Source organism: Neoroseomonas soli (assembly GCF_018129065.1).
Taxonomy (GTDB): domain Bacteria; phylum Pseudomonadota; class Alphaproteobacteria; order Acetobacterales; family Acetobacteraceae; genus Neoroseomonas; species Neoroseomonas soli.
In genome coordinates this window covers 112131-133961 of the sequence record NZ_JAAEDM010000006.1, presented here as the reverse complement: position 1 = coordinate 133961, position 21831 = coordinate 112131, and the positions used below count along the sequence as shown (strand labels likewise).

The window sequence follows — 21831 nt, the reverse complement described above, 5'->3', positions numbered from 1 at the left end:
CGATGCTGCGGCTGGCGCTGCGGCCTGTGTGCGCCGCGCGGGGGCGTCCCCTCCGCATGGCGCGGCGCGGCCGCGCGTGGGGCTTCCTCGGCGGCGCCTTCCCGGCGCTCGGCCGGGATCTGGACGCGGATGAGCTTCTCGATCGCGCGCAGCTTGTCGCGGTCCTCGTGGGAGCAGAGGGCGATCGCCTCGCCCGACGCGCCCGCGCGGGCGGTGCGGCCGATGCGGTGCACGTAGGTCTCCGGCACTTCCGGCAGGTCGAACTGGATGACGTGCGTCACGCCGTCCACGTCGATGCCGCGCGCGGCGATGTCGGTCGCGACCAGCACCGGCGCAGAGCCGTCGCGGAAGGCGGCGAGCGCCCTTTCCCGCGCGTTCTGCGCCTTGTTGCCATGGATCGCGTTGGCGGTGATGCCGTCCTGGTCGAGCTGCTTCACGATGCGGTCGGCGCCGTGCTTGGTGCGGCTGAACACCAGCGTCCGGCCGATGCCGTCCATCTTCAGCAGTTCCGCCAGCACCTTGCGCTTGCCCGAGGCCGAGACATGGATGACGCGCTGCTCCACCTTCTCGGCCGTGGTGGCGACGGGCGCCACGGCGACGCGTGCCGGGTCGGTCAGCATCTCGGCGGCGAGCTTGTTGATCTCGGTCGGCATGGTGGCGCTGAAGAACAGCGTCTGGCGCTGCGCCGGGATGGACTTCAGCAGGCGGCGGATGGCCGGCAGGAAGCCCTTGTCGAGCATCTGGTCGGCCTCATCCAGCACCAGCGTCGTTGCGTGGTCGAGCCGCCCCGCACCCTGGTCCAGCAGGTCCTGCAGCCGCCCCGGCGTCGCCACCAGGATGTCGATGCCGCGCGCGAGCGCCGCCCGCTGCGCGCCGAAGCCGACGCCGCCGAAGACCACCGCGACCGTCAGGCCGAGATGCCGGCCATAGGCCTTCATGCTGTCCGCGATCTGGGAAGCGAGTTCGCGCGTCGGGCTGAGCACCAGCACGCGGCAGCCGCCGCGCGGCGGACGGCCCTTCTGCTCGGCGAGGCGGTGCAGCACCGGCAGGCCGAAGGCCGCCGTCTTGCCCGTGCCGGTCTGGGCAATGCCGAGCAGGTCGCGCCCTTCCATCACGATCGGGATGGACTGCGCCTGGATGGGGGTTGGGGTGGAATAGCCCTCCTCGGTCAGAGCCTGGAGGATACGGGTGTCGAGGCCGAGAGCCTCGAAGGTATTGGTCAAGATACGTCCTGTCACGCACGCGCGGGCCTGCCGGCGCCGCACGCGGCCTTGCGGGAGCCCCGCGGGATTGGGACCATCCGGTGGTGTTGGCGCGCGGTCTCCGGCCCGGGCCCGCACCGCGCTTCACAAGGTGGAAGCGGCGGGGACCGATCGCGCAACCGGAAGGCGCGTGGCACGCAGGTTTGCGCGCGCTGCGGAGGATATGCGCCTTCGCGGGTGCAAAAACAATGAAAATTCAGCGCCACGGGAAGAAGCCCGCCGCGGCGCCGCCAGGCTCAAGGTACGCCGAGCATGATCGGAGGCGGCGGGGCAGTGTCGAAGACCACCTGCTTCACCCCCGGCACACCCTCGGCGAGGACGCGCAGCGCGGTCATCGCCTCCATGGCGCCAAGGAAGCCGTGGAAGGTGACGGTGCCGTCCTTTACCACCGGGAAGACGAAGCGCGTGCTGATCCAGGGCTCGGCCTGCATGCGGGCGAAGATCTCGCGGCGGATGCGCGGGTCCGAGGCCTCCTCGTCCGCGCCGCTGTAGACCGGCGCCATCACAGCGCGCAGCAGGTCCGCCCGCGACACCACGCCGACCAGCCTGCCGTCGCGCAGCACCGGCACGCGCCGGATGCGCTTCGTCTCGAGGATGTGGGCCACTTCCTCGACCGTCGCATCCTCGGTCACGGTCGCGAGGTTCGTGCTCATCACGTCGCGGACGCGGCGACCATGGGCGCGGGCATAGGCAAGCGCCTGGTCCGCATTGGCGCCGAGGATGGCCGCGAAGAACGAAGCCGGCTTGTCCTCCTTCGCCGAGAGGCGGCGCATCAGGTCGCCGTCCGTCACCAGGCCGACCAGGCGCCCGTCCGTGTCCACCACCGGCAGGCCGGAGATGCCGCGATCGGCCATCCGCGCTGCCACGGCCTCGAGCGGCGTGTCGGGCGGCACCGAGACGGGGTCGGGCGTCATGATGTCTTTGGCGCGCATGCGTTCCTCCCTTGGTCGTGCCGGCAACTCAGCATCGGGGGCCAGGACCCGCCTTGACGAGGATCAACGAGCCGGGACGCGGAAGGCTACCGCGTGGCATCGCGGACGGTCGAGGGGGAGCGGCCTCAGCCGGCCTCGATCCGTGCCTCGCGCACGATGCGTCCCATCAGCGCCCGCTGGTCGGCGACGTAGCGCGCGAAGGCGGCCGGAGCGGTGCCGACCGGCAGCGCCCCCAGCGCATCGAGCCTCTGGCGCACCGTCGCATCGGCGAGCGCATGCGTCGCTGCCTCGTAGAGCCGCTGCTGCACCGGCACGGGCGTGCCCGCCGGCGCGTAGAGGCCGTTCCATTCGTTGAGTTCGAAGCCCTCGAAGCCCTGCTCGGCGATGGTGGGCACGTCCGGAAGCGGCGCGATGCGCTGCGCGGTGGTGACGCCGAGCGCCACGAGTCGCCCGTCCCGCACGAGTTGCAGCGTCGAGGAAACGGTCCCGAAGACGAAGGCGATGTTGCCGCCGAGAAGGTCCTGCAGCGCCGGCGTGCCGCCGCGATAGGGCACGTGGGTGATCTCGATCCCCGCGCGGTTCAGGAACAGCGCGGCGGCAAGATGCGCCGCGGTGGCATTGCCCGAGGAGCCGTAGGACAGGCTCGCCGCCCGCGGCCGCGCCCAGGCGAGGAAGTCCTGGACCGTCTTCGCCGGCACCGTCTGCGGATTTACCGCGAGGATCTGCGGCAGCACCACCACCTGGCTGATCGGCGCGAAGGCGGTCGCGTAGTCGAAGCCGAGGTTGCGGATGAGATGCGGGTTCACCGTATGCGCAAGCGCATCGACCATGATCGTGTGCCCGTCGGGCGCGCTGCGGGCGAGTTCCCCCGCGCCGATCGACCCGCCGGCGCCGCCGCGGTTCTCCACCACCACCGGCTGGCCGAGGAAGGCGCCCATGGGCGTGGCCAGCAGGCGGGAGGTGGTGTCCACGCCGCCGCCGGGCGGATAGGGCGCGATCAGCCGGACCGGGCGCGAGGGCGCCCACGGCGCCTGCGCGAAGGCAGGCGTCGCGATGGCGGCGGCAAGCAGCGAGCGACGGAGCATGGGCGGCCCTCCCGGGGGGTTCTTGCCCCGATCCATGCGCTGCCGCGCCTCAACTGTCGAGGCGGATGCCCTCGCCGCGGATCAGCGCCTCCATCTCGGCCCGCTCGGCGGCCAGGAAGCGGGCGAAGGCGACAGGCCCCTCGGCCGCCGGCTGCAGCCCGAGATCGGCCAGGCGCGGCCGCAGGGCCGGCTGGTTCACCGCATCCGCCGCCGCGGCGGCCAGGCGCGCGACGACCGGCGCCGGCGTCCCGGCCGGCACCAGCAGCCCGAGCCAATCCCCCATCGCGAAGCCGGCGAAGCCCTGTTCGGCCACCGTCGGCAGGTCAGGGAAGCCCGGGCTGCGCGTGGCCGAAGACACGGCAAGCGCCCGGATGCGCCCGTCCCGCAGCAGGGGCGCGGCGAGCGCGATGGAGGTAAAGCCCATTGGCACGTCGCCGCGCAGCAGCCCGGCGATCTGGTCGGCGCCGCCGCGATAGGGCACGTGCTCGCCCGCGATCCCGGCCCGGCGCAGCAGCGCCGCCATGGCGAGATGCGTGCGCGCGCCGACGCCGACGCTGCCATAGCGCGCCTGCGCCGGTTCCGCGCGCAGGCGGGCAAGCAGGTCCGGCAGCGTCGCCGCGCCGAATTCCGCCCGCGCGACGAGCAGCAGCGGCAGGGTGGCGAGCAGCGTCACCGGCGCGAGGTCCCGCACGTAGTCGAAGGCAAGGCCGCGCAGGAGGAACGGGTTCACGCTCTGTCCGCCGGAATCGAGCAGCAAGGTGGTGCCGTCCGGCGCCGACTGCGCGACATGGCCGGCACCGACCGCGCCCGAGGCGCCCGAGCGGTTCTCCGGCGTCACGGTGGCGCCGAGGCTTTCCGCCATGCGGGGCGCGATCAGCCTGCCGAGAAGGTCGGTGCTTCCGCCCGGCGGGAAGGCGATGACGAGGCGGATGGGCCGCTCCCCCGGCTGCGCCAGGGCGGGAGCGGCAAGGGGCAGGAACAGGGCGGTCCGGCGGAGCATGACGCACCGGTTGGGCGCACCCCGCCCCGCCGTCAAGCGAAGGAAGGATGACGCCGCGCTATTCGAGGCGGATGTTCTCCGCGCGGATCAGCTCGGTCAGGCGGGTGCGCTGCTCGGCGGCGAAGGCCGCGAGCTGGGCGGGGGTGCCGCCGACCGGCAGGATGCCGATCTCGGCATAGCGGCGCTGCACCGATTCCTCCGCCAGGGCGGCGGCGGCGGCCTCATGCAGCCGCGCGATGATGGCCGGCGGCGTGCCGGCCGGGGCCCAGAGCGCCACCCACTCGTTCAACTCGAAGCCCGGGAAGCCCTGTTCCGCGACGGTCGGCACGTCCGGCAGCGCGGCGAGCCGCTCGCTTGTCGAGACGGCAAGCGCCCGCAGCCGCCCCTCCCGCACCAGCGGCGAGGCCTGCGGGATGGTCGAGAAATTGAAGGAGACATTGCCCGCCAGCACGTCCGCCATGGCCGCCGCGCTGCCGCGATAGGGCACGTGGACAACGTCGATCCCCGCCTGGCGCGCCAGCAGGGCCGAGGCAAGATGCGGCCCCGCCGCGATCCCCGAGGAGGCATAGGTCAGCTGCCCCGGCCGCTGCTTGGCCAGCGCGATCAGTTCCGCCAGCGTGCGCGCCGGAAAGTCCGGCTTCACCACCAGCAGGTGCGGCAGCACGGAGACCTGCGTCACCGGCACGAAGGCCTGCGCATAGTCGAAGGGCAGGCGCATCAGGCTGTTGTTGCTGACATGGGCGGCGGCGTCGGCGAGCACGGTATAGCCATCGGCCGGCTGCTGCGCGACGAAGGCCGCGCCGATCGAGCCCGAGGCGCCGCCGCGGTTCTCCACCACGATGGGCTGGCCCAGCACCTCCTGCATCTTCGGCAGCAGCAGGCGCACCGGGACGTCCACGCCGCCGCCGGGGGTCCAGGCGACCAGGATGCGCACCGGGCGGGTCGGCCACTGGGCCGGCTGGGCCTGCGCGATGGCGGGGGTGGCGAGCGCGGCAAGCGCCGCGCGCCGCGTGAAGGTCGTTCCGGCTGCCATGTGTCGCTCCCGTCCCGCAGGCGTTGTATCCTTGCCTCATGGCCGTTCGTCGCCCGCAGGGCAATCCCGCGCCCGTCTCAGACCTGTTCGGTTCACCCGTGGAAGCACCGGCGGAAGCCGACGATGCCGGCCGCCCGCTCGCCGACCGCCTGCGGCCGCGGACGCTGGAGGAGGTGGTCGGCCAGGACCACCTGCTCGGCCCCGAGGGCACCATCGCGCGGATGCTCGAGCGCGGGTCGCTGGCCTCGCTGATCCTCTGGGGGCCGCCGGGGGTGGGCAAGACGACCATCGCACGGCTGCTGGCGGAGGCCGCGGGGCTGCGCTTCACGGCGCTGTCGGCGGTGTTCTCGGGTGTCGCGGACCTCAAGCGCGCCTTCGACGAGGCGCGGGCGCGCAAGTCCAACGGCCAGGGGACGTTGCTCTTCATCGACGAGATCCACCGCTTCAACCGCGCCCAGCAGGACGGCTTCCTGCCGGTGGTGGAGGACGGCACCGTCACGCTGGTCGGCGCGACGACGGAGAATCCCTCCTTCGCGCTGAACGGCGCGCTGCTCTCGCGCTGCCAGGTGATGGTGCTGAAGCGGCTGGACGATGCGGCGCTCGAGCTCCTGGTGGGGCGGGCCGAGGCCTTGATGGAGCGCGCCCTGCCCCTGGACGAGGCTGCGCGCGCCACGATGCGGGCCATGGCGGATGGCGACGGGCGCTACCTGCTCAACATGGCCGAGCAGCTGTTCGCGCTGCCGCCGGGCACGAAGCCGCTCGACACCGCCGCCCTGTCCTCGCTGCTCGCGAAGCGAGCCGCGCTCTACGACAAGGACCGGGAGGAGCACTACAACCTCATCTCCGCCCTGCACAAATCGATGCGAGGGTCGGATCCGGATGCGGCGCTCTACTGGTTCGCGCGGATGCTCACGGGCGGGGAGGACCCGCGCTACATCGCCCGCCGGCTGACGCGCTTCGCGGCCGAGGATATCGGCATGGCCGACCCGCGCGCACTGCCGCTCGCCATCGCCGCGTGGGAGACTTTCGAGCGTATGGGCTCGCCGGAAGGCGAGCTGGCGCTGGCGCAGCTCGTCGTGCACCTCGCGACCGCGCCGAAGTCCAATGCCGTCTATGCGGCCTTCGGGGCGGCGATGCGGGCGGCGCGGGAAACCGGCAGCCTGATGCCGCCGAAGCACATCCTCAACGCGCCGACGAAGCTGATGCAGGAGATCGGCTACGGCTCGGGCTACGCATACGACCACGATGCCGAGGAGGCCTTCTCCGGCCAGGACTATTTCCCGGAGGAGATGCGCCGGCAGTCCTTCTACCGCCCGACAGACCGCGGCGCGGAGGCCGCGATCGCCGAGCGCATGGCGCGGTGGGATCAGTTGCGGCGCAAGCGGCGCCGCGACTGATCAGCCTCGGGCCGCCGTCAAGGCCGGGAAGAAAAACCACGCCGACGAAGACGGCGCCAAGGACCTCCGTCGGAGTGGTGAGCCAGTCAGCCAAATCCGGGGAGTCCCGAAGCGGGGCGGCGCGACCATGGGTGCGGCCGGGCACGACACACGCTCCGGGCACAGCCGGTGCGAACGGTGCCCACCATGGCGTCCTGCTGCTTGCTGCAGCAGCGGACGCCCACGCCAGCGCGGTGGTCCTTCGACCGCTATTCCTCGGAACTCAGTTGCGTGTGAGTTCGACGGAACAGAGATAACGGATACCACTGAAGCCGCTATCATAGGCTTGGACCCAGCCAGCGAGATACGTCTCCGCATCGCTGGTGCTGACGCGATGTTCGCCCATATTCGGGTCGAAATGGTAGAAGTGCCCGGCTCGCCCGAAAGAGCCATGAGAGGTATAGGATGCCGTCCAGTGCCCGCAGCCATTGGCACTGCCCGGCATGTCGAGCCAGATATAGTGCAGGACGTAGGATCCCGCAGGGCGGGCAGGCGCCCACATGATGGCCGCGTCACCCGCGGCGTTGCTATGCGCACCGTCCGAAATGGTCGGCCGTACCAGTCGCAGCACATACACGCGAAGTGCTTCCGACAGCATCGTCTCGAGATAGTCTGCCCATCCGCTGCCCGAAGCCGGGCTTGCGTTGTGGATGTCCTGCGTCTTCCCCCCCCAGCTGAAGCCCGGCATGCTGACCAAGGCGGCGGCGCGCTGCTCGGCGGATTCGTTATGGAACATCATGCGTCGCGCGAGCCAGATGAGTGACAAGCCACAGCAAATGCCGCCCCGCTTGTCATCGGTCAGGGGCGCATTGTAGAGCGCCTGAAAGACTTGATCGTTGCTCAGGACGGCGCCCTGATCCAATGCGAAAGTCTTCTTGAAACCGTCAACGTGCATGGAAAAGCTCCCCCCACCTCTCGTTTCGGCCGGAGGCTAGCGACGCCGTGGCGATCGGGCAATGATCCGCGACCCGCCGGAGCACCTGTCTATGCAAGGTTTCACAGCATCGTCGCTCCTGCTCGTGGCGCTCGGCGGCGCGGCGGGCTCGATGCTGCGCCATTTCGTCTCGGTGGCCGGGGTCGCATTGTTCGGCTTCGGATTTCCGTGGGCAACGCTCGCGGTCAACGTCGTCGGCAGCGGCATGATCGGCGTGCTGGCGGGGCTCGGCCTGCAGGGTGGGGTGCGCGCCCTGCTCGTGCCCGGCTTCCTCGGCGGCTTCACCACCTTCTCGGCCTTCTCACTCGAGACGACGGTGCTGTGGGAGCGCGCGCCGGCGCTCGCCGTATTCTATGTCGTCGTCTCCGTCGGCCTCGGCGCGACGGCCTGCGCGCTGGGCTTCTGGCTCTTCAGGCGCTGACCCGCCCGCCCCAGACGCGGGCGGGTATGAAGACCTCCCCGCTCATCAGCTTGCGCGCGGTGCGCAGCGTGCCGCCGCCAAGCACCTCCACCGTCCCCGCGGCCGCACGGCGCGTCGAGATCACCGCCTCCATCTGCCCGCTCGGGTGCTCGATGACGACGGTCTCGCGTTCGTTCGGCCCGACACGCGCGATGCCCTCCGCGACCGTGCCCGGGAGCATGCAGGCCGTAGCGATGCAGATGCCGCCCGTCACCGCCATCGCCTCGTGGCAGGCGAGCGGCGTGAAGTAGCGCGCGGCGACGCCCGTGCCGCCCGCGGGTGCCGCCACCATGGCGAATTTCGGAATGACGCGGCCCTCCGCGTCGCCCATGCCCATGGCCAGGCTCGCCGCGCGGCGGATGCGCTCGATGCGCGCCATGAACGCCTTGTCGGCGTCAAGTTCCTTGGCGCTCTCCCGCGCGGTCTTGCCGAGGTCCACCGCGCGCGCGATCACCACCGGCATGCAGACGTCAAGGCAGGTGACCTCGACGCCCTCGATCATGTCCTTCGCCTTGCCGGTCGGCAGCAGCTTCCCGGTCGCGCCGCCCACGGCGTCGGCGAAGTTCAGCACGATGGGCGCGGCGGTGCCGGGCACGCCGGCGATCGCGGTGTCGCCGTCATAGGTCACGCGGCCGCCGGGCGTCCGCACCACCGCCTCGATCAGCGCGCCGGTGTTCACGGCCCGGATGCGCACCCGGGTCTCGCCGTCCTCGGCGGCCACCAGGCCCTTCTCGATGGCGAAGGGGCCGATGCCGGCCAGCATGTTCCCGCAGGTCGGCCCGAAATCGACGGCGGCCTTGTCCACCGAAACCTGGGCGAAGAGGTAGTCGATCTGCTGCGCCTCGCCCGCGGCGGCGGGGGAGACGATGCAGACCTTGCTCGTGAGCGTCGTCGCGCCGCCAAGCCCGTCGATCTGCCGCGCGTCCGGCGAGCCCATGGCCGCCAGCAGCACGCGGGATATCCCCTCCCGGCTCTCCGGCAGGTCGGAGGCGAGGAAATAGGGTCCGCGGCTGGTGCCGCCGCGCATCAGGGTGCAGGGGATCGCGGTCTGGGTGGTCATGGCGTCGGGTCCGGTGCGTCGCGGCGTGCGAACATAGGAGAGCCGGCCCCGCGCGTCAGCACCCCGCCGGGCGGCAAGGGCCTCGGGATTGGCGTGGCGGCGGGGTGACGCGGTATGGATGCGCCATGCCTGTCACCACCCGCACCGTCCGGCCCGCCGACGGCGAGATCCGCCTCGACCGCTGGTTCCATCGCCACTTTCCCGCCCTGACCCAGGGCGCGCTGCAAAAGATGCTGCGCACCGGCCAGATCCGCGTGGATGGCAAGCGGGCGGAGGCGAACACCCGCCTGCTGCCCGGCCAGGCCATCCGCATCCCGCCGATGCCCGATGCCCCGGCGCCGAAGGCCGAGCCGAAGCCGATCGACCCGCGCGAGGCGGCCGCGCTCGAACGTCTGGTGATCTATCGCGACGACAGCGTCATCGCGATCGACAAGCCGCAGGGCATGCCGGTGCAGGGCGGGCCGGGCATCACCAAGCACCTGGACGGGATGCTCGACGCGCTGCGCTTCGGCAACGAGGAGCGCCCGCGCCTCGTCCATCGCCTCGACCGCGACACGACGGGCGTGCTGCTGCTCGCGCGCACGCCGGCGGCGGCGTCGAAGCTCGCCTCCGCGTTCCGCGGGCGCGATGCCGAGAAGACCTACTGGGCCATCGTGGTCGGCCGCCCGCACCCGCTGGACGGACGCATCGACATGGCGCTCGCGAAGCACGCCGGCAGCCACGGCGAACGCGTCGTGCCGTCCGATACGAGGGAGGCCGCCCATGCCGTCACGCTCTACCGCACCATCGATTCCGCCCAGAAGCGCGCGGCGCTGCTGGAACTGACCCCGCTCACCGGCCGCACGCACCAGATCCGCGTCCACTGCGCCTCGGCGCTGAAATGCCCGATCCTGGGCGACGGCAAGTATGGCGGCGCCGAGGCTCATCCCGACGGCTTCGGCGACCGTTCCCTGCACCTTCATGCCCGCGCGCTGCGCCTGCCGCACCCGGAAGGCGGCATCCTGGAACTCGCCGCGCCACTGCCGCCGCACATGAAGGAGACCTTTACCTTCCTGGGCTTCGACAAGCCACGCACGCCGGCCTGCCGCCGGGTGCGCTGAGGAGGCTGCGATGCGCGCGCTGAAATGGGCGGTCGGGCTGCTGGGCGGGGCAGCGCTGCTGATCGCCGGCGGTGTCGCGGCGCTGGTCTTCGCGCTCGATGCCGGCACGCTGACGCCGCGCCTCGTCGCCGCCATCGAAGGCGCGACCGGGCGCACGGCGACCCTCGGGGCGGTCTCGCTGCGCCCGGGGCTGACGCCGAGGCTGGCGGCGGAGGGCGCGACCCTCGCCAACCTGCCCGGCGGATCGCGGCCCGAGATGGCGCGCATCCGCCGCGTCGAGGCAAGCCTCGCCCTGCTGCCCCTGCTGCGCGGGGAGGTCGCCTTCCGCAGCATCGAGATCGACGGCGCCGACATCCTTCTCGAGCGCCTGCCCGACGGCACGCCGAACTGGGACCTCCGCCCGCCTGCGCGCGAGGCCACGGCCCCGGCGCGCACCGAACCCTCCGCCCCCGCCGCGCGCCCTGGCGTCGCGATCGGGGAGGTGCTGCTCACCGACAGCCGGCTGACCATGCCCGATCCGCGCCTCGGCACCGTGGCGGTGGAGCGCGCGCGCCTGGCCGGCTTCGGAGCGGGCGGCCCGGCGTCGATCGGCGCACGCCTGACGCTGCACGGCGTCGCGGTGGCGGTGGAGGCCCAGACTGGTGCCCTGCCCGCCCCGCCCGGCGCCCCCTGGCCGCTGCGCGGCACGCTGACCTTCGGCGGCAACCGGGTCTCTGCCGAGGGGCGGCTTGGAGGAACCATCGCGCTCTCCGCCGCGCTGCCGGAACCCGGCGCGCTGCTGGCACTGGCCGCCGCGCTGGCGCCCGGCGTCGCGCTGCCGCCGGTGCTGCCGCCGGCCGAGGCCACCCTGAAACTTGATGGCGCGTGGCGGCCCTCCGATGTCGTGGTGCGGCTGGCCGCGGCGGATCTGGCTGCACTGGCGCCGGGCCTGGCCCTGACGAGGGCGGAACTGCGCGCGCCGTCCCTCGACGGCCCCGCACAGGTCACTGCGGAGGGCAGCCTCGGCGGCGTCGCCCTGCGGGCCACGATCGGCCTCGACGCCGCAGGCGCGTTGCTGCCCTTCGCGCCCGAGCGACCCGTCGCCATCACGGCGGAGATCGGTGCCGGCGAGGCCGTGGCGAAGCTCTCCGGCCGGATCGAACAGCCGCGGAGCCTTGCCGGCGCCGGGCTCGATCTCGACATCACCGTGCCGGATCTCGAAGCGCTGGCGCCGCTGCTGCCGGACCCGCCGGCGTTGCGCGACCTTCGCATCGCAGGGCGGCTGACGGCGCCGGGCGCGCTGACGGGGGAGATGCGGCTCGCCCCGTTCCGCATCGCATCGCCGTCGCTCGAAGCCGAAGCCGATGTCGTCGTCCGGCCGGGCAGGCCCGTCGGGCTGACCGGGCGTGTCACGGCCGGGCGGCTCGATGTCGACACGCTGGTCGAACGGCGGATCGCCGCGGTGCCCGCGCCCGCTGCCGCGCCCACCCCCGCCCCCACCCCGGCACCGGCACAGGCACCGGTCGCGACGGATGGCCGCGTGATCCCGGACCTGCCGCTGCCCGTCGCCGTGGTGCGGGCCTATCGCGGGCGGCTCGACGTTTCGGTGGACCACCTGATCGTGGCCCGCACGGATTGGCGACAGGTGCGCGGCACTCTGGCCCTGGCCGACGATGCGGCACAGCTGACCTCCTTCTCGGCGGTCACGCCCGGCGGGCCGGTCCGCGGGCAGGCGACACTGGATGCCAGTGCCAACCCGCCCGCGGTGGCGCTCGCCCTGCGCAGCGAGGGCCCCGGCCTCGACCTCGCGGCGCTGCGCCGGGCGCGGCAGGAAGCGACCGGCATCGAGGGCCGGGCCGAGATCCGGTTCGACGTGCGCGGCCATGGCGCGACCACCCGCGCCATCGCCGCCACGCTGACCGGCGAGGCCGGGATGGCGGTGGTGGACGGCCGTCTGGCGCAGGCGGGGATGATGCGTCTGGGGCCGGACCTGATCGGCCTCATCTTCCCCAACATGCCGCGCGAGGGCCTGGACCTTCGCTGCCTGGCGCTGCGCGTCGTCGCCGAGGACGGCATGGCGCGGACCCGGGCGCTGCTGATCGAGACCTCGGCCGGCCGCGTCGAGGGTGTGGCGGCGGTGAATCTCACCACGGAAGGCCTGGCCGCGCGGCTGCTGCCGGATGTCGCCATCCTCGGCGTGCGCGTGCGGGCGCCGGTCGGCATCGGCGGGACGCTGGCCTCGCCGCGGGTGGGCGTGGACCCGGCCCGCGCGGCGACACAGGTCATCGGCGACACCCTCGCGAACCGCCTGTGGCGCGACCCGACGGTCGAATGGCTGCGCGGCCAGGGCGGATCGCAGGCCGGGGATTGCGCGACCCAACTGCGGCTGGCGCGCTTCGGTGCCGACGGGCCGGTGCCGGCGCCGCAGCGCGTGGTGCCGGGAGTGCCTCGGGAATTGCAGGGCACGACCCAGGATCTGCTGCGCGGACTGGGCGGGCTGCTCGGCGGCGGCCGGAGGTAGTTGGAGCGCAGCGCCCGGCGGCGCTATTGGAGCGGCCATGAAGCGCTTCTGGGATCATGCCGTCGCCGTCCCCCGGCCCGAGGGCGGCCACGCCGTGCTGCTTGATGGGCGGCCACTGCGCCTGCCGGGCGGCGCGCCACTCGTCACCCCCTCCGCCCGGCTCGCCGAGGCGATCGCCGCCGAATGGCAGGAAGCCGGCGGCGCCAAAGGGGGCGAGATGTCGATGGACCAGGTGCCGCTGACGCGCCTGCTCGGCACCGCGCAGGACCGCATCACGCCCGACCCGTCGGCGATGGTGGAAGGGCTGGCGAAATACGCCGAGACCGACCTGCTCTGCTACCGCGCGGAGAATCCGGACCTCGCGGAGTTGCAGGCGCGGGAGTGGCAGGCGCTGCTCGACTGGGCGGATGCGACCTTTGGTGCGCCGCTGACGGTGACCGCGGGGCTGATGCCGGTGACGCAGCCCGAAGCCAGCCTCTCTGCGCTGCGCGCGGCGGTCGAGGCGCACCGGGCCGAGGAGCTGGCCGCGCTCGGCCTGGCGGCGCCGGGGCTGGGCAGCCTGGTGCTGGCCCTCGCCCTCTCGGCCGGGCGGGTCGATGCGGCGGAGGCGCACCGCCTCGCGGTGCTCGATGAAGCCTACCAGGAGCAGCGCTGGGGCGAAGACCCCGAGGCGCTCCAACGCAGGGCACGGATCGCTGCCGATCTCGCCTTGGTGGAACGCTTCCTCGCGCTGGTGCGGTCATGAAGGCGCGCCGCGTCCTCATCCTCGGACGGGTGCAGGGCGTGGGCTACCGCGACTGGATGGCGCGGCAGGCGGAGAGCCTCGGCGTGCAGGGTTGGGTGCGCAACCGCCCGGACGGGGCGGTGGAGGCACTGGTGGCCGGGGAGGAGGCCGCGGTGCAGGCGCTGCTCTCGGCCTGCCGGCGCGGACCGATGCTGGCGCGGGTGGACGAGATCACGGAGGAATTCGTCGATCCGCCGGAGGAGCCCGGCTTCCTGCGGAGGTAGTGCGGAGGAGAAGCTCCCTTCTCCCCCCACCTTTTCACCGTATCGCCAGCGCATTCCCCGGGCTGCCGATGCCGCCCCTGAGGTTCAGCGGCGCCGCCGTGAAGAACGCGGTGAACCGCCCCGTGGCCGCACTGTCGGCAGCCAGCGCCTCAAGGTCGAAGAACTCGCCCAGGCAGAGCCCGAGCCGTGCGATCGCGAGATGCAGTGCCGGCTTCCAGGGAAAGATCGGCCAGGCCTCGACCGTCGGGTTGTCGGCCGCCACGGCGGCGATCCCGGCATCCCAAAGGAAGCGCCACATCGGCTCGTTGCCGTCCAGGCCCGAATAGTCGCGTGCCCCGCCCTCGCCCTGGATCAGCAGGTGGCGCGCCGCGGCGTCGGGCGCGGCGCGAAAGGCCTCGAGCCAGCCGGTGCGCACCAGCAGGATGTCTCCCGGGCGGAGCGCCACGCCTTCGGCCGCGAGGCAGGCGGCAAGGTCCTCCGCCGTCGCGCGCTTTCCGCCCATCGGCGTCCAGTCGCGTCCCGTCCGCGCGAAGTGCCGCGCGAGGTCCGCGAGCACGCACCGCCCGGCGATGCCGTGCGCCAGCGCCTTGTCGATGCCGTTGCGGCTATCGGCGCCGTGCACGATCGAGGACAGCGGCGCGTGGTTGTAGAAGCCGTGCGCCGGGTCGGCGAAGTGCGACAACCCGTCCCATTGCGTGCTCGCCTGCAGCCAGAAGCCGTCGAGGCGGTCGTCGCGCGTGACGCGGCCCGGGTGTTCCTCCTTCACCATGACCGGGTGCGGGGCTTCCCGCCGGCGGTGGGCGCCGGGGAGCGCGGCGCCGAAGGGTTCGTCCAGCGGCAGGTTCAGGTTGAAGCGGCGGCCGGCGCGGATCTCCTCCCGCGCTGCGGCGACGGTCGCATCGGTGATGCGGTTCAGGGTGCCGACCTGGTCATCCTGGCCCCAGACGCCCCATGAGAGCGGCAGGCCGGTGGGGTCTTCCTTGGGGCGCGGGAGGTCGTCGTAGCGCGGCGTGGTCATGGCGCCATGGTAGCGCCACGGCGCCGCGCGTCACCCCGGCCGCAGCGCGCGACGGACAAGGGCGGGGAGGTTGCGCACCGCCCTGACGACAGCGCTGCTTCTCGCGCCACCGCGGCGCGGCTTGACGCCTCCGGCGCGCATGGCCAGAGGAAGCGCGTTGATGCCGGAAGAGATCGCCATGCCGCTCCATCGCCGCGCCCTGATCGCCGCCGCCGCGCTGCCCCTCGCCGGCATCGCCCGCGCGCAATCCTGGCCGACACGCCCCGTACGGGTCATCGTTCCCTTCGCCGCCGGCGGCGCGGCCGATTCCGCCGCGCGCACCATCCTGCCCCGCATGGCCGAGCGCCTGCCCGCCACCTTCGTGGTCGAGAACCGCACCGGCGCCGGCGGCTCCATCGGTGGCGGCGAGGTCGCCCGCAGCGCCGCGGACGGCTACACGCTGCTGTGGGATGCGTCTTCCCACATCGTGAACCATGCGCTGCTGCGCGGGCTGACCTTCGACTACACCACGGCCTTCCTGCCGATCAGCCAGGTCTGCACCTTCCCGCAGGTGGTCGCGGTGAAGCAGGACTTCCCGGCGCGCGACATCGCCGCCTTCATCGCGCGCGCCAAGGCGCAGCCGAACACGATCAACATGGGCACGCAGGGCAATGCGACGGCGGGGCATCTCGGCCTCGCGCGCTTCGCCCGCGAGGCGGGGATCGAGGTGCAGCACGTGCCCTATCGCGGCGGCGCCGACGCGGCTCGCGACCTCGCGGCGGGCAGCCTGGACGGCGTGTTCATCACCGCGCTCTCGGCACGGCCGGTCGTCGAGTCGGGGCGGGCGCGCTTCCTTGCGGTGGCCACCGCGCAGCGCCAGGCGAACCTGCCCGATGTGCCGACGCTGGCCGAAAGCGGCCTGCCCGGCTTCGACGTCAGCGAGTGGGTCGGCTTGTTCGCGCCCGCCGGCATGCCGGCGGAGATCGCGGCCCGCCTGCATGAGGCCTTGGCCGCCACCCTGGTCGAAGCCGATGTGCGCGCCCGCCTCGACCGTCTGGGCGCCGTGCCGGTCGGCAGCATGCCGGCCGACTTCTCGCGCTTCGTCACCGAGGGGCGCGCCGCCATGGCGACCTTGGTGCGCGACGCGAATATCCGCATCGAGTAGCAGCGCGTGCGGCCCGCGCTGGGCGCCCTTGCGGTCGCCGCGATCGCGACCCTGCTGCTGGCCGGCGCCTGGGGGACGATGTTCGGGGCGATGGCGGCGGCTGCGGAAGTGCGGACGGCGCCGCCCGTCCTCGCCGCGGTCGCGCTGATGCTGCTGGCACGGGGGCCGTCGGGCCTTCCCGCTGCCGGGGGCTGGGCCGTGCTGGGCGCTGCCGTCGCCGTGGCTTGGCGTGTCGCCCTCGGCACCGCCGGGGAGAATGGTTGGATCCCTGGCGAAGAGCCCTCGGACTGGGAGGTGGCGGCAGAGGGCGCCTGGCTGATCGTGCTCGCCGTTCTCTCCTGGCGCGGCTTGCTGGTGCGGTGGGCCGGGCCTCTGGTCGCCGCAGTGGTGGCAACGACGCGGATCGGCGCCTATGGCCAGGCACTCGTGCCCGTGCTGTGGGAGGATACGCTGCGCGAGGCGGTGCTGGTCAGCACCTCGATCTGCGCGGGCTTCGTGGCGGGAGTGATGGTGGTGGTGCTGGCCGGATGGGCGATATCGATCCTTGCGCGGATCCCGGAGCGCTGGGTGGCACCGGGGCGGGTGCTGGCGGGGCTCGCCATCCTGGCGGCGCTGGCGCGGGTGCCGCCGCTGTGACGGGGCTGCTGCGGAAGATGCTGGGGAGGAGAACCTCCCCCACTGCCCTTCCCTTCCTTGCGGGACCGTCTCGCCGGTCGCGAGCCGCGCAGGCGAGTGGGGTGGCGGCGTTGCTTGTCGGCTTGTCGCTAACGGCGCCGGCGACGGGGCAGGACTCGATCGAGAGCGTGATCGGCCAGCCCGTACTGGCACTGGCGCAGCGGCACGAACTGACGACGGCGCTGCGCTTCAACAGCGGAGGGCACCGCGGCGCGCTCGCCGCCCGCCTGCGTGATCCGGGCCCGCCCGTGGCTCTGGCCGGCGACCGATACATCTACGGCTTCGGCTGTCGCGCCGAGGGCTGCCGCGAAGGCGGTGCCTTCCTCGCCTTCGATGTGCATGAGGAGCGGGTCTACCTACTGCTGACGGAAGGCGGCGGCGTTCGCCTTTCCGTCCCGCCAGACCCGCGCGCCTGGCCGGAGGCACTCCGGCCCGGCCTGCGCGAGTTCATCCCCACCCTCGCCGAGGCCATGGGTCCTCGCTGAACTGACGGCGACCGCCCCCCCCGTAACGGGGCGTCATCGTACCCGGGCCGTGCGCGTCTTGCTCCGCGGCCGCCAACCGGGCGTCAGGAAGCCGCGCAGTCGTCGCGGCAAAGAAGAAGGGCGGACGGTTGCCCATCCGCCCTTGGCGTCTTCCGTCGCGGCGAGGCGCGATCAGGACTCGGCGGTCTCTTCCGCCGCGGCTTCCGGCTTCGGGCCGCTGTCCTGGCCCTTCGCAGCCACGTTGCGGTCCACCAGCTCGATCACCGCCATGGTCGCGGCGTCGCCGTAGCGGACGCCGGCCTTCAGCACGCGGCAATAGCCGCCCTGGCGGGTCTTGTAGCGGTCGGCGATCTCGGTGAAGAGCTTCGCCACCACCTTCTCGTCGCGGATCTGCGCGAGCGCCTGACGGCGCGCATGCAGGCCGCCACGCTTGCCGAGGGTGATGATGCGCTCGACGTACGGGCGCAGTTCCTTCGCCTTCGGCAGGGTGGTGGTGATCTGCTCGTGCTTCAGCAGCGAGGTCGCCATGTTGCGGAACATGGCAACGCGGTGGGCGGAGGTGACGTTGAGCTTACGCCCGGCCATTCCGTGACGCATGATTGTATTTCCTTACCCGGGCAGCCCTTAGAAGGGCTCCTCCACCTTCTTCGCGAGTTCCTCGATGTTCTCGGGCGGCCAACCGGTGACGGTCATGCCGAGGCCGAGGCCCATCGAGGCGAGGACTTCCTTGATCTCGTTCAGCGACTTGCGGCCGAAGTTCGGCGTGCGGAGCATTTCCTGCTCGGTCTTCTGAACCAGGTCGCCGATGTAGACGATGTTGTCGTTCTTCAGGCAGTTCGCGCTGCGGACCGACAGTTCCAGCTCGTCCACCTTGCGGAGGAGGTTGCGGTTGAACGGCAGGTCGTCGCGGACCTCCTCCTCGACGCGCTCGCGCGGCTCGGCGAAGTTCACGAGGATCTGCAGCTGCTCCTGCAGGATGCGGGCGGCCACGCCCACGGCGTCCTCCGGCAGCAGGGTGCCGTCGGTCTCCACCGTCAGGATCAGCTTGTCGTAGTCGGTCTTCTGGCCGACGCGGGTCGGCTCCACGCGGTAGGCCACGCGGCGGACCGGGGAATAGATCGCATCAACCGGAATCAGGCCGATCGGAGCGTCCTCGGGGCGGTTCTCTGCGGCGGGCACGTAACCCTTGCCGACATCGACCGTCAGCTCCATCGCGAACTTCGCGCCGTCGTCCAGCGTGCAGAGCACGAGGTCGGGGTTCGCGATCTCGATGTCGCCGGTGGTCTGGATCTGCCCAGCGGTGACCTCGCCCGGGCCGGTCGCGTTGAGCTGGAGGCGCTTCGGCCCCTCGCCCTGCATCCGGATGGCGAGCTGCTTCACGTTGAGGACGATGTCCGTCACGTCCTCCCGCACGCCCTGGATGCTGCTGAATTCATGCAGCACGCCGTCGATGCGGATGGCCGTCACGGCGGCGCCCTGCAGCGACGAGAGCAGCACGCGACGCAGCGCGTTGCCCAGCGTCATGCCGAAGCCGCGTTCCAGCGGCTCCAGCACGACGGTCGCCGTGCGCAGCGGGTCCGCCCCCATCTCGACGGACTTCTGCGTCTCGATCAGCGAACGCCAATTCCTCTCGAGCACGATCTTAATCTCCTGTCGGCTGCCCCGGTCACGTAGCGGCGCGTCGGATCAGACGCGCCTTCCGTAGCGCGTCTTGCTCAGACGCGACGGCGCTTCCGCGGACGGCAACCGTTGTGCGGGATGGGCGTCACGTCCTTGATGGCAGTGACGTAGAAGCCAACCGCCTGCAGGGCGCGCAGCGCCGATTCGCGACCCGAGCCGGGGCCGCTCACCATGATCTCAAGCGTCTCCATCCCGTGCTCGCGCGCCTTGCGGCCGGCGTCTTCCGCGGCGACCTGGGCGGCGTACGGGGTGGACTTCCGGCTGCCCTTGAAGCCCTGGGAACCGGAGGACGACCACGCGATCGCGTTGCCCTGCGCGTCCGTGATGGTCACGATGGTGTTGTTGAAGGACGCCAGCACATGGGCAACGCCCGAGCTGATGTTCTTCCGTTCCTTGCGCTTGACGGGGCCGCGGGAGGCGCCGCCGCGGGGTTCGCGGGCCATCTTACTTCGTCACCTTCTTCTTGCCGGCGATCGCCACGGCCTTGCCCTTGCGGGTACGGGCATTGGTGTGGGTGCGCTGACCGCGGGTCGGCAGACCCTTGCGGTGGCGCAGACCGCGGTAGCAGCCGAGATCCATCAGCCGCTTGATGTTCATCGCCTGCTCACGCCGCAGGTCGCCTTCGACGCGGTAATCGCGGTCGATGAGCTCGCGGATCCGCAGGACTTCGTCATCGGTCAGCTGGTTCACCCGACGATCGTCGGGGATGCCGAGCTTGCCACAGATATCCTTCGCGTTCTGCGGCCCGATGCCGAAGATGTAGCGAAGCGAGATGAGCACCCGCTTGGTGGTCGGGATGTTCACGCCGGCGATGCGCGCCACAGTGCTTCTCCTGGGGCTCGGCCCCGATAATCGCCGTGCGGGGCAGCAGCCCCTTCGGCGCAGTGAACAAGTCCATGCAACGGTAAACGGCGGCCGGGCATGCCCGGTCGCGGGAAGGGGGGCGATTTAGACCCCGCCCCCGAGAGAGTCAACCCTTCGCGGCGAGAATGGCGCCGATCTGGCGCGCCACCTCGTCCATCGCCGCCATCCCGTCCACGCCACGGAGTTTCCCCTGGGCGGCATAGTAGGGCAGCAGCGGCGCCGTCTGGCGGTGGTAGGCATCAAGCCTGGCCGCCACCGTCTCAGCCTTGTCGTCCGCGCGGCGGATGAACTCCGTCCCGCCGCAGACGTCGCAAACCCCCGGCTTCGCCGTGGGCTTGAAAGTGTCATGGTATCCTGCGCCGCATTGGCCGCAGGTGAAGCGGCCGGCGATGCGCTCGACCAGCGCGGCGTCGTCCACCTTCAACTCGATCACGTGGTCGAGCTTCAGGCCCTTCTCGGACAGCATCCGATCCAGCGCCTCGGCCTGCGGGACCGTGCGAGGGAAGCCATCCAGGATGAACCCCTTGGCGCAGTCCGGCCGGGAGACCCGGGCGGCGAGCATGGCGGTGATGACCTGGTCCGGGACCAGTTCCCCGCGCTCCATGATCGCCTTGGCCGTGAGGCCGATCTCGCTGCCCGACTTGACCTCGGCCCGCAGCATGTCGCCCGTCGAGATCTGGGCGATCCCGTACTGGTCCTCGAGCCGCTTGGCCTGGGTACCCTTCCCGGCCCCGGGCGGGCCCAGCAGGATCAGGTTCATCCTCGTCCTTTCCCCCTTCGTCAGCGAGGCCGCGGCATGCCGCGCCCCCCCAGCCTGGCCTTCTTGATCAGGCCTTCGTACTGGTGGGCGAAGAGGTGCGATTGCACCTGCGCCACCGTGTCCATGGTGACCGAGACAATGATCAGAAGGGAAGTGCCGCCGAAGTAGAAGGGCACGCCGTACTGGCTGATCAGGATCTCAGGGATGAGGCAGACCACGACGAGGTAGAGCGCACCGACCACCGTCAGCCTGGTCAGCACCCGGTCGAGGTAGTCCGCCGTGTTCTGCCCCGGCCGGATACCCGGCACGAAGCCGCCGTACTTCTTCAGATTGTCCGCCGTCTCGGTCGGGTTGAAGACCACGGCCGTGTAGAAGAAGGCGAAGAAGATGATCAGCGCCATGTACAGCGCCATGTAGAGCGGCTTCCCGTGCGCCACGAGCGCCGTGATCGTCTGCAGCCAGCTTTCCTGCGTCGGGTCGGTCGAGAAGCCTGCGACCGTCGCCGGCAGCAGCAGCAGGGAGGAGGCGAAGATCGGCGGGATGACGCCCGAAGTGTTCAGCTTGAGCGGCAGGTGCGTCGCTTCCCCGCTGAACATGCGGTTCCCGACCTGGCGCTTGGGGTACTGCACCGGGATGCGCCGCTGGGCACGTTCGATGAACACCACGAAGGCGATCACGGCCAGCGCGACGATCAGGAAGATGATGATGAACACGGTCGAGAGCGCGCCGGTCCGCCCCAGTTCCAGCGTCGTGACCAACGCATGCGGCAGGTTCGCGACAATGCCCGCGAAGATGATCAGGCTGATGCCGTTGCCGACGCCGCGGGCGGTGATCTGCTCGCCCAGCCACATCAGGAACATCGTGCCGCCGACCAGGGTGATCACGCAGGAGATGCGGAAGAACCAGCCCGGATCATAGACCGCGGCACCGAACTGCCCGCGCATCGACTCGAGTCCGACCGCGATTCCCCAGGCCTGGAAGACCGCGATCAGCACCGTCAGGTAGCGCGTGTACTGGTTGAGCTTCTTCCGCCCCGCCTCGCCTTCCTTCTTGAGCGCTTCCCAGGACGGAATGGCAGCGGTCATCAGCTGCACGATGATGCTGGCGCTGATGTAGGGCATGATGTTCAGCGCGAAGACGGTCATGCGCCCGAGAGCGCCGCCCGTGAACATGTCGAACATGCCGAGGATGCCGCCGCCGTGCTGGGCAAGGATCTCGCCCATCACTGCCGCGTCCACGCCCGGCACCGGAATATAGGTGCCGAGTCGATAGACGATCAGCGCCCCCAGCGTGAACCAGATGCGCTTCTTGAGCTCGGTCGCCTTCGCCAGCACCCCGAAGTTGAGGCTGGACATCGCCTGCTCGGCAGCGGACGCCATGCGTTATCTCCTCAGC

Annotated in this window: 23 protein-coding genes; 9 read left to right on the top strand and 14 right to left on the bottom strand. The window is 71.6% G+C overall.

Features of this window, described 5'->3' with window-relative positions; translation table 11 throughout:
• From GXW76_RS04290 to GXW76_RS04270, 5 genes are all read right to left on the bottom strand, one after another.
• Window positions 1-1223: DEAD/DEAH box helicase (locus GXW76_RS04290; RefSeq protein ID WP_211860746.1), on the bottom strand; the 1223-nt coding region annotated here is incomplete at its 3' end.
• A 275-nt stretch (window positions 1224-1498) separates the two neighbouring features.
• A complete protein-coding gene (locus GXW76_RS04285) occupies window positions 1499-2194 on the bottom strand; it encodes a CBS domain-containing protein (RefSeq protein ID WP_211860745.1) in 696 nt (231 codons plus the stop codon).
• 125 nt (window positions 2195-2319) lie between these two features.
• Window positions 2320-3279: a Bug family tripartite tricarboxylate transporter substrate binding protein gene (locus GXW76_RS04280; RefSeq protein WP_246513898.1), complete on the bottom strand. Its 960-nt coding sequence runs from the start codon at window positions 3277-3279 to the stop codon at window positions 2320-2322.
• A 49-nt stretch (window positions 3280-3328) separates the two neighbouring features.
• On the bottom strand, window positions 3329-4279 hold the full coding sequence (locus GXW76_RS04275) for a Bug family tripartite tricarboxylate transporter substrate binding protein (protein ID WP_211860743.1): 951 nt from the start codon (window positions 4277-4279) through the stop codon (window positions 3329-3331).
• A gap of 58 nt (window positions 4280-4337) precedes the next feature.
• Window positions 4338-5312 carry a tripartite tricarboxylate transporter substrate binding protein gene (locus GXW76_RS04270; protein WP_211860742.1) on the bottom strand — a complete coding sequence of 325 codons (975 nt, stop codon included), beginning with the start codon at window positions 5310-5312 and terminating at the stop codon, window positions 4338-4340.
• A gap of 38 nt (window positions 5313-5350) precedes the next feature.
• Between GXW76_RS04270 and GXW76_RS04265 the strand changes: the two genes are divergently transcribed.
• The gene (locus GXW76_RS04265) at window positions 5351-6709 is read left to right on the top strand and encodes a replication-associated recombination protein A (protein ID WP_211860741.1); all 1359 of its coding nucleotides are present in this window, start codon (window positions 5351-5353) and stop codon (window positions 6707-6709) included.
• Window positions 6710-6971: 262 nt separating this feature from the next.
• Here GXW76_RS04265 and GXW76_RS04260 read toward each other — a convergent pair whose 3' ends face one another.
• Window positions 6972-7643: a hypothetical protein gene (locus GXW76_RS04260; RefSeq protein WP_211860740.1), complete on the bottom strand. Its 672-nt coding sequence runs from the start codon at window positions 7641-7643 to the stop codon at window positions 6972-6974.
• A gap of 91 nt (window positions 7644-7734) precedes the next feature.
• Here GXW76_RS04260 and GXW76_RS04255 point away from each other — a divergent pair, with 91 nt between their 5' ends.
• Window positions 7735-8103: a fluoride efflux transporter FluC gene (locus tag GXW76_RS04255; protein ID WP_211860739.1), complete on the top strand. Its 369-nt coding sequence runs from the start codon at window positions 7735-7737 to the stop codon at window positions 8101-8103.
• Here the strand turns inward: GXW76_RS04255 and GXW76_RS04250 are convergent.
• Window positions 8093-9202 (bottom strand): 4-oxalomesaconate tautomerase, encoded by a 1110-nt coding sequence (locus GXW76_RS04250; protein WP_211860738.1) that lies wholly within the window; start codon window positions 9200-9202, stop codon window positions 8093-8095. The genes GXW76_RS04255 and GXW76_RS04250 overlap by 11 nt on opposite strands.
• Window positions 9203-9327: 125 nt before the next feature.
• Between GXW76_RS04250 and GXW76_RS04245 the strand changes: the two genes are divergently transcribed.
• The 4 genes from GXW76_RS04245 to GXW76_RS04230 are packed head-to-tail and all read left to right on the top strand — an operon-like array spanning window position 9328 to window position 13810.
• Entirely contained in the window at window positions 9328-10302 is a 975-nt protein-coding gene (locus GXW76_RS04245) for an RluA family pseudouridine synthase (protein ID WP_211860737.1), read from the top strand.
• Between the two features lie 10 nt (window positions 10303-10312).
• Complete coding sequence (locus GXW76_RS04240; RefSeq protein ID WP_211860736.1) at window positions 10313-12802, top strand: AsmA family protein; 2490 nt, start codon at window positions 10313-10315, stop codon at window positions 12800-12802.
• Window positions 12803-12839: 37 nt separating this feature from the next.
• Complete coding sequence (locus tag GXW76_RS04235; RefSeq protein ID WP_211860735.1) at window positions 12840-13547, top strand: ATP12 family chaperone protein; 708 nt, start codon at window positions 12840-12842, stop codon at window positions 13545-13547.
• On the top strand, window positions 13544-13810 hold the full coding sequence (locus tag GXW76_RS04230; RefSeq protein WP_211860734.1) for an acylphosphatase: 267 nt from the start codon (window positions 13544-13546) through the stop codon (window positions 13808-13810). The genes GXW76_RS04235 and GXW76_RS04230 overlap by 4 nt, the downstream gene beginning before the upstream one ends.
• A 34-nt stretch (window positions 13811-13844) precedes the next feature.
• Here GXW76_RS04230 and GXW76_RS04225 read toward each other — a convergent pair whose 3' ends face one another.
• On the bottom strand, window positions 13845-14828 hold the full coding sequence (locus GXW76_RS04225) for a cyclase family protein (protein ID WP_211860733.1): 984 nt from the start codon (window positions 14826-14828) through the stop codon (window positions 13845-13847).
• 160 nt (window positions 14829-14988) lie between these two features.
• Here GXW76_RS04225 and GXW76_RS04220 point away from each other — a divergent pair, with 160 nt between their 5' ends.
• The 3 genes from GXW76_RS04220 to GXW76_RS04210 all read left to right on the top strand — a co-directional run bounded on the left by GXW76_RS04220 (window position 14989) and on the right by GXW76_RS04210 (window position 17132).
• Window positions 14989-15972, top strand: coding sequence for a Bug family tripartite tricarboxylate transporter substrate binding protein (locus GXW76_RS04220; protein WP_246513897.1), 984 nt, complete (start codon window positions 14989-14991; stop codon window positions 15970-15972).
• Between the two features lie 6 nt (window positions 15973-15978).
• Window positions 15979-16608 (top strand): hypothetical protein, encoded by a 630-nt coding sequence (locus tag GXW76_RS04215; protein WP_211860732.1) that lies wholly within the window; start codon window positions 15979-15981, stop codon window positions 16606-16608.
• A 101-nt stretch (window positions 16609-16709) separates the two neighbouring features.
• Window positions 16710-17132, top strand: coding sequence for a hypothetical protein (locus tag GXW76_RS04210; protein ID WP_211860731.1), 423 nt, complete (start codon window positions 16710-16712; stop codon window positions 17130-17132).
• A 171-nt stretch (window positions 17133-17303) separates the two neighbouring features.
• On the opposite strand, the gene rplQ is transcribed toward GXW76_RS04210, so the two are convergent.
• From rplQ to secY, 6 genes are all read right to left on the bottom strand, one after another.
• Window positions 17304-17729 (bottom strand): 50S ribosomal protein L17, encoded by a 426-nt coding sequence (gene rplQ, locus GXW76_RS04205; protein ID WP_211860730.1) that lies wholly within the window; start codon window positions 17727-17729, stop codon window positions 17304-17306.
• Between the two features lie 27 nt (window positions 17730-17756).
• Window positions 17757-18773 carry a DNA-directed RNA polymerase subunit alpha gene (locus GXW76_RS04200; RefSeq protein WP_211860752.1) on the bottom strand — a complete coding sequence of 339 codons (1017 nt, stop codon included), beginning with the start codon at window positions 18771-18773 and terminating at the stop codon, window positions 17757-17759.
• A gap of 74 nt (window positions 18774-18847) precedes the next feature.
• On the bottom strand, window positions 18848-19255 hold the full coding sequence (gene rpsK / locus GXW76_RS04195) for a 30S ribosomal protein S11 (RefSeq protein ID WP_211860729.1): 408 nt from the start codon (window positions 19253-19255) through the stop codon (window positions 18848-18850).
• 1 nt (window position 19256) lies between these two features.
• A complete protein-coding gene (gene rpsM, locus GXW76_RS04190) occupies window positions 19257-19634 on the bottom strand; it encodes a 30S ribosomal protein S13 (protein ID WP_211860728.1) in 378 nt (125 codons plus the stop codon).
• Between the two features lie 148 nt (window positions 19635-19782).
• A complete protein-coding gene (locus GXW76_RS04185; RefSeq protein WP_211860727.1) occupies window positions 19783-20436 on the bottom strand; it encodes an adenylate kinase in 654 nt (217 codons plus the stop codon).
• A 20-nt stretch (window positions 20437-20456) separates the two neighbouring features.
• Entirely contained in the window at window positions 20457-21815 is a 1359-nt protein-coding gene (gene secY / locus GXW76_RS04180; protein ID WP_211860726.1) for a preprotein translocase subunit SecY, read from the bottom strand.
• Window positions 21816-21831 lie beyond the last annotated feature (16 nt).

Coding starts and splice junctions, on each gene's coding strand:
- GXW76_RS04285 (WP_211860745.1), bottom strand. CDS start 2,194: ATGCGCGCCAAAGACATCATGACGCCCGACCCCGTCTCGGTGCCGCCC.
- GXW76_RS04280 (WP_246513898.1), bottom strand. CDS start 3,279: ATGCTCCGTCGCTCGCTGCTTGCCGCCGCCATCGCGACGCCTGCCTTC.
- GXW76_RS04275 (WP_211860743.1), bottom strand. CDS start 4,279: ATGCTCCGCCGGACCGCCCTGTTCCTGCCCCTTGCCGCTCCCGCCCTG.
- GXW76_RS04270 (WP_211860742.1), bottom strand. CDS start 5,312: ATGGCAGCCGGAACGACCTTCACGCGGCGCGCGGCGCTTGCCGCGCTC.
- GXW76_RS04265 (WP_211860741.1), top strand. CDS start 5,351: ATGGCCGTTCGTCGCCCGCAGGGCAATCCCGCGCCCGTCTCAGACCTG.
- GXW76_RS04260 (WP_211860740.1), bottom strand. CDS start 7,643: ATGCACGTTGACGGTTTCAAGAAGACTTTCGCATTGGATCAGGGCGCC.
- GXW76_RS04255 (WP_211860739.1), top strand. CDS start 7,735: ATGCAAGGTTTCACAGCATCGTCGCTCCTGCTCGTGGCGCTCGGCGGC.
- GXW76_RS04250 (WP_211860738.1), bottom strand. CDS start 9,202: ATGACCACCCAGACCGCGATCCCCTGCACCCTGATGCGCGGCGGCACC.
- GXW76_RS04245 (WP_211860737.1), top strand. CDS start 9,328: ATGCCTGTCACCACCCGCACCGTCCGGCCCGCCGACGGCGAGATCCGC.
- GXW76_RS04240 (WP_211860736.1), top strand. CDS start 10,313: ATGCGCGCGCTGAAATGGGCGGTCGGGCTGCTGGGCGGGGCAGCGCTG.
- GXW76_RS04235 (WP_211860735.1), top strand. CDS start 12,840: ATGAAGCGCTTCTGGGATCATGCCGTCGCCGTCCCCCGGCCCGAGGGC.
- GXW76_RS04230 (WP_211860734.1), top strand. CDS start 13,544: ATGAAGGCGCGCCGCGTCCTCATCCTCGGACGGGTGCAGGGCGTGGGC.
- GXW76_RS04225 (WP_211860733.1), bottom strand. CDS start 14,828: ATGACCACGCCGCGCTACGACGACCTCCCGCGCCCCAAGGAAGACCCC.
- GXW76_RS04220 (WP_246513897.1), top strand. CDS start 14,989: ATGCCGGAAGAGATCGCCATGCCGCTCCATCGCCGCGCCCTGATCGCC.
- rplQ (WP_211860730.1), bottom strand. CDS start 17,729: ATGCGTCACGGAATGGCCGGGCGTAAGCTCAACGTCACCTCCGCCCAC.
- rpsK (WP_211860729.1), bottom strand. CDS start 19,255: ATGGCCCGCGAACCCCGCGGCGGCGCCTCCCGCGGCCCCGTCAAGCGC.
- GXW76_RS04185 (WP_211860727.1), bottom strand. CDS start 20,436: ATGAACCTGATCCTGCTGGGCCCGCCCGGGGCCGGGAAGGGTACCCAG.
- secY (WP_211860726.1), bottom strand. CDS start 21,815: ATGGCGTCCGCTGCCGAGCAGGCGATGTCCAGCCTCAACTTCGGGGTG.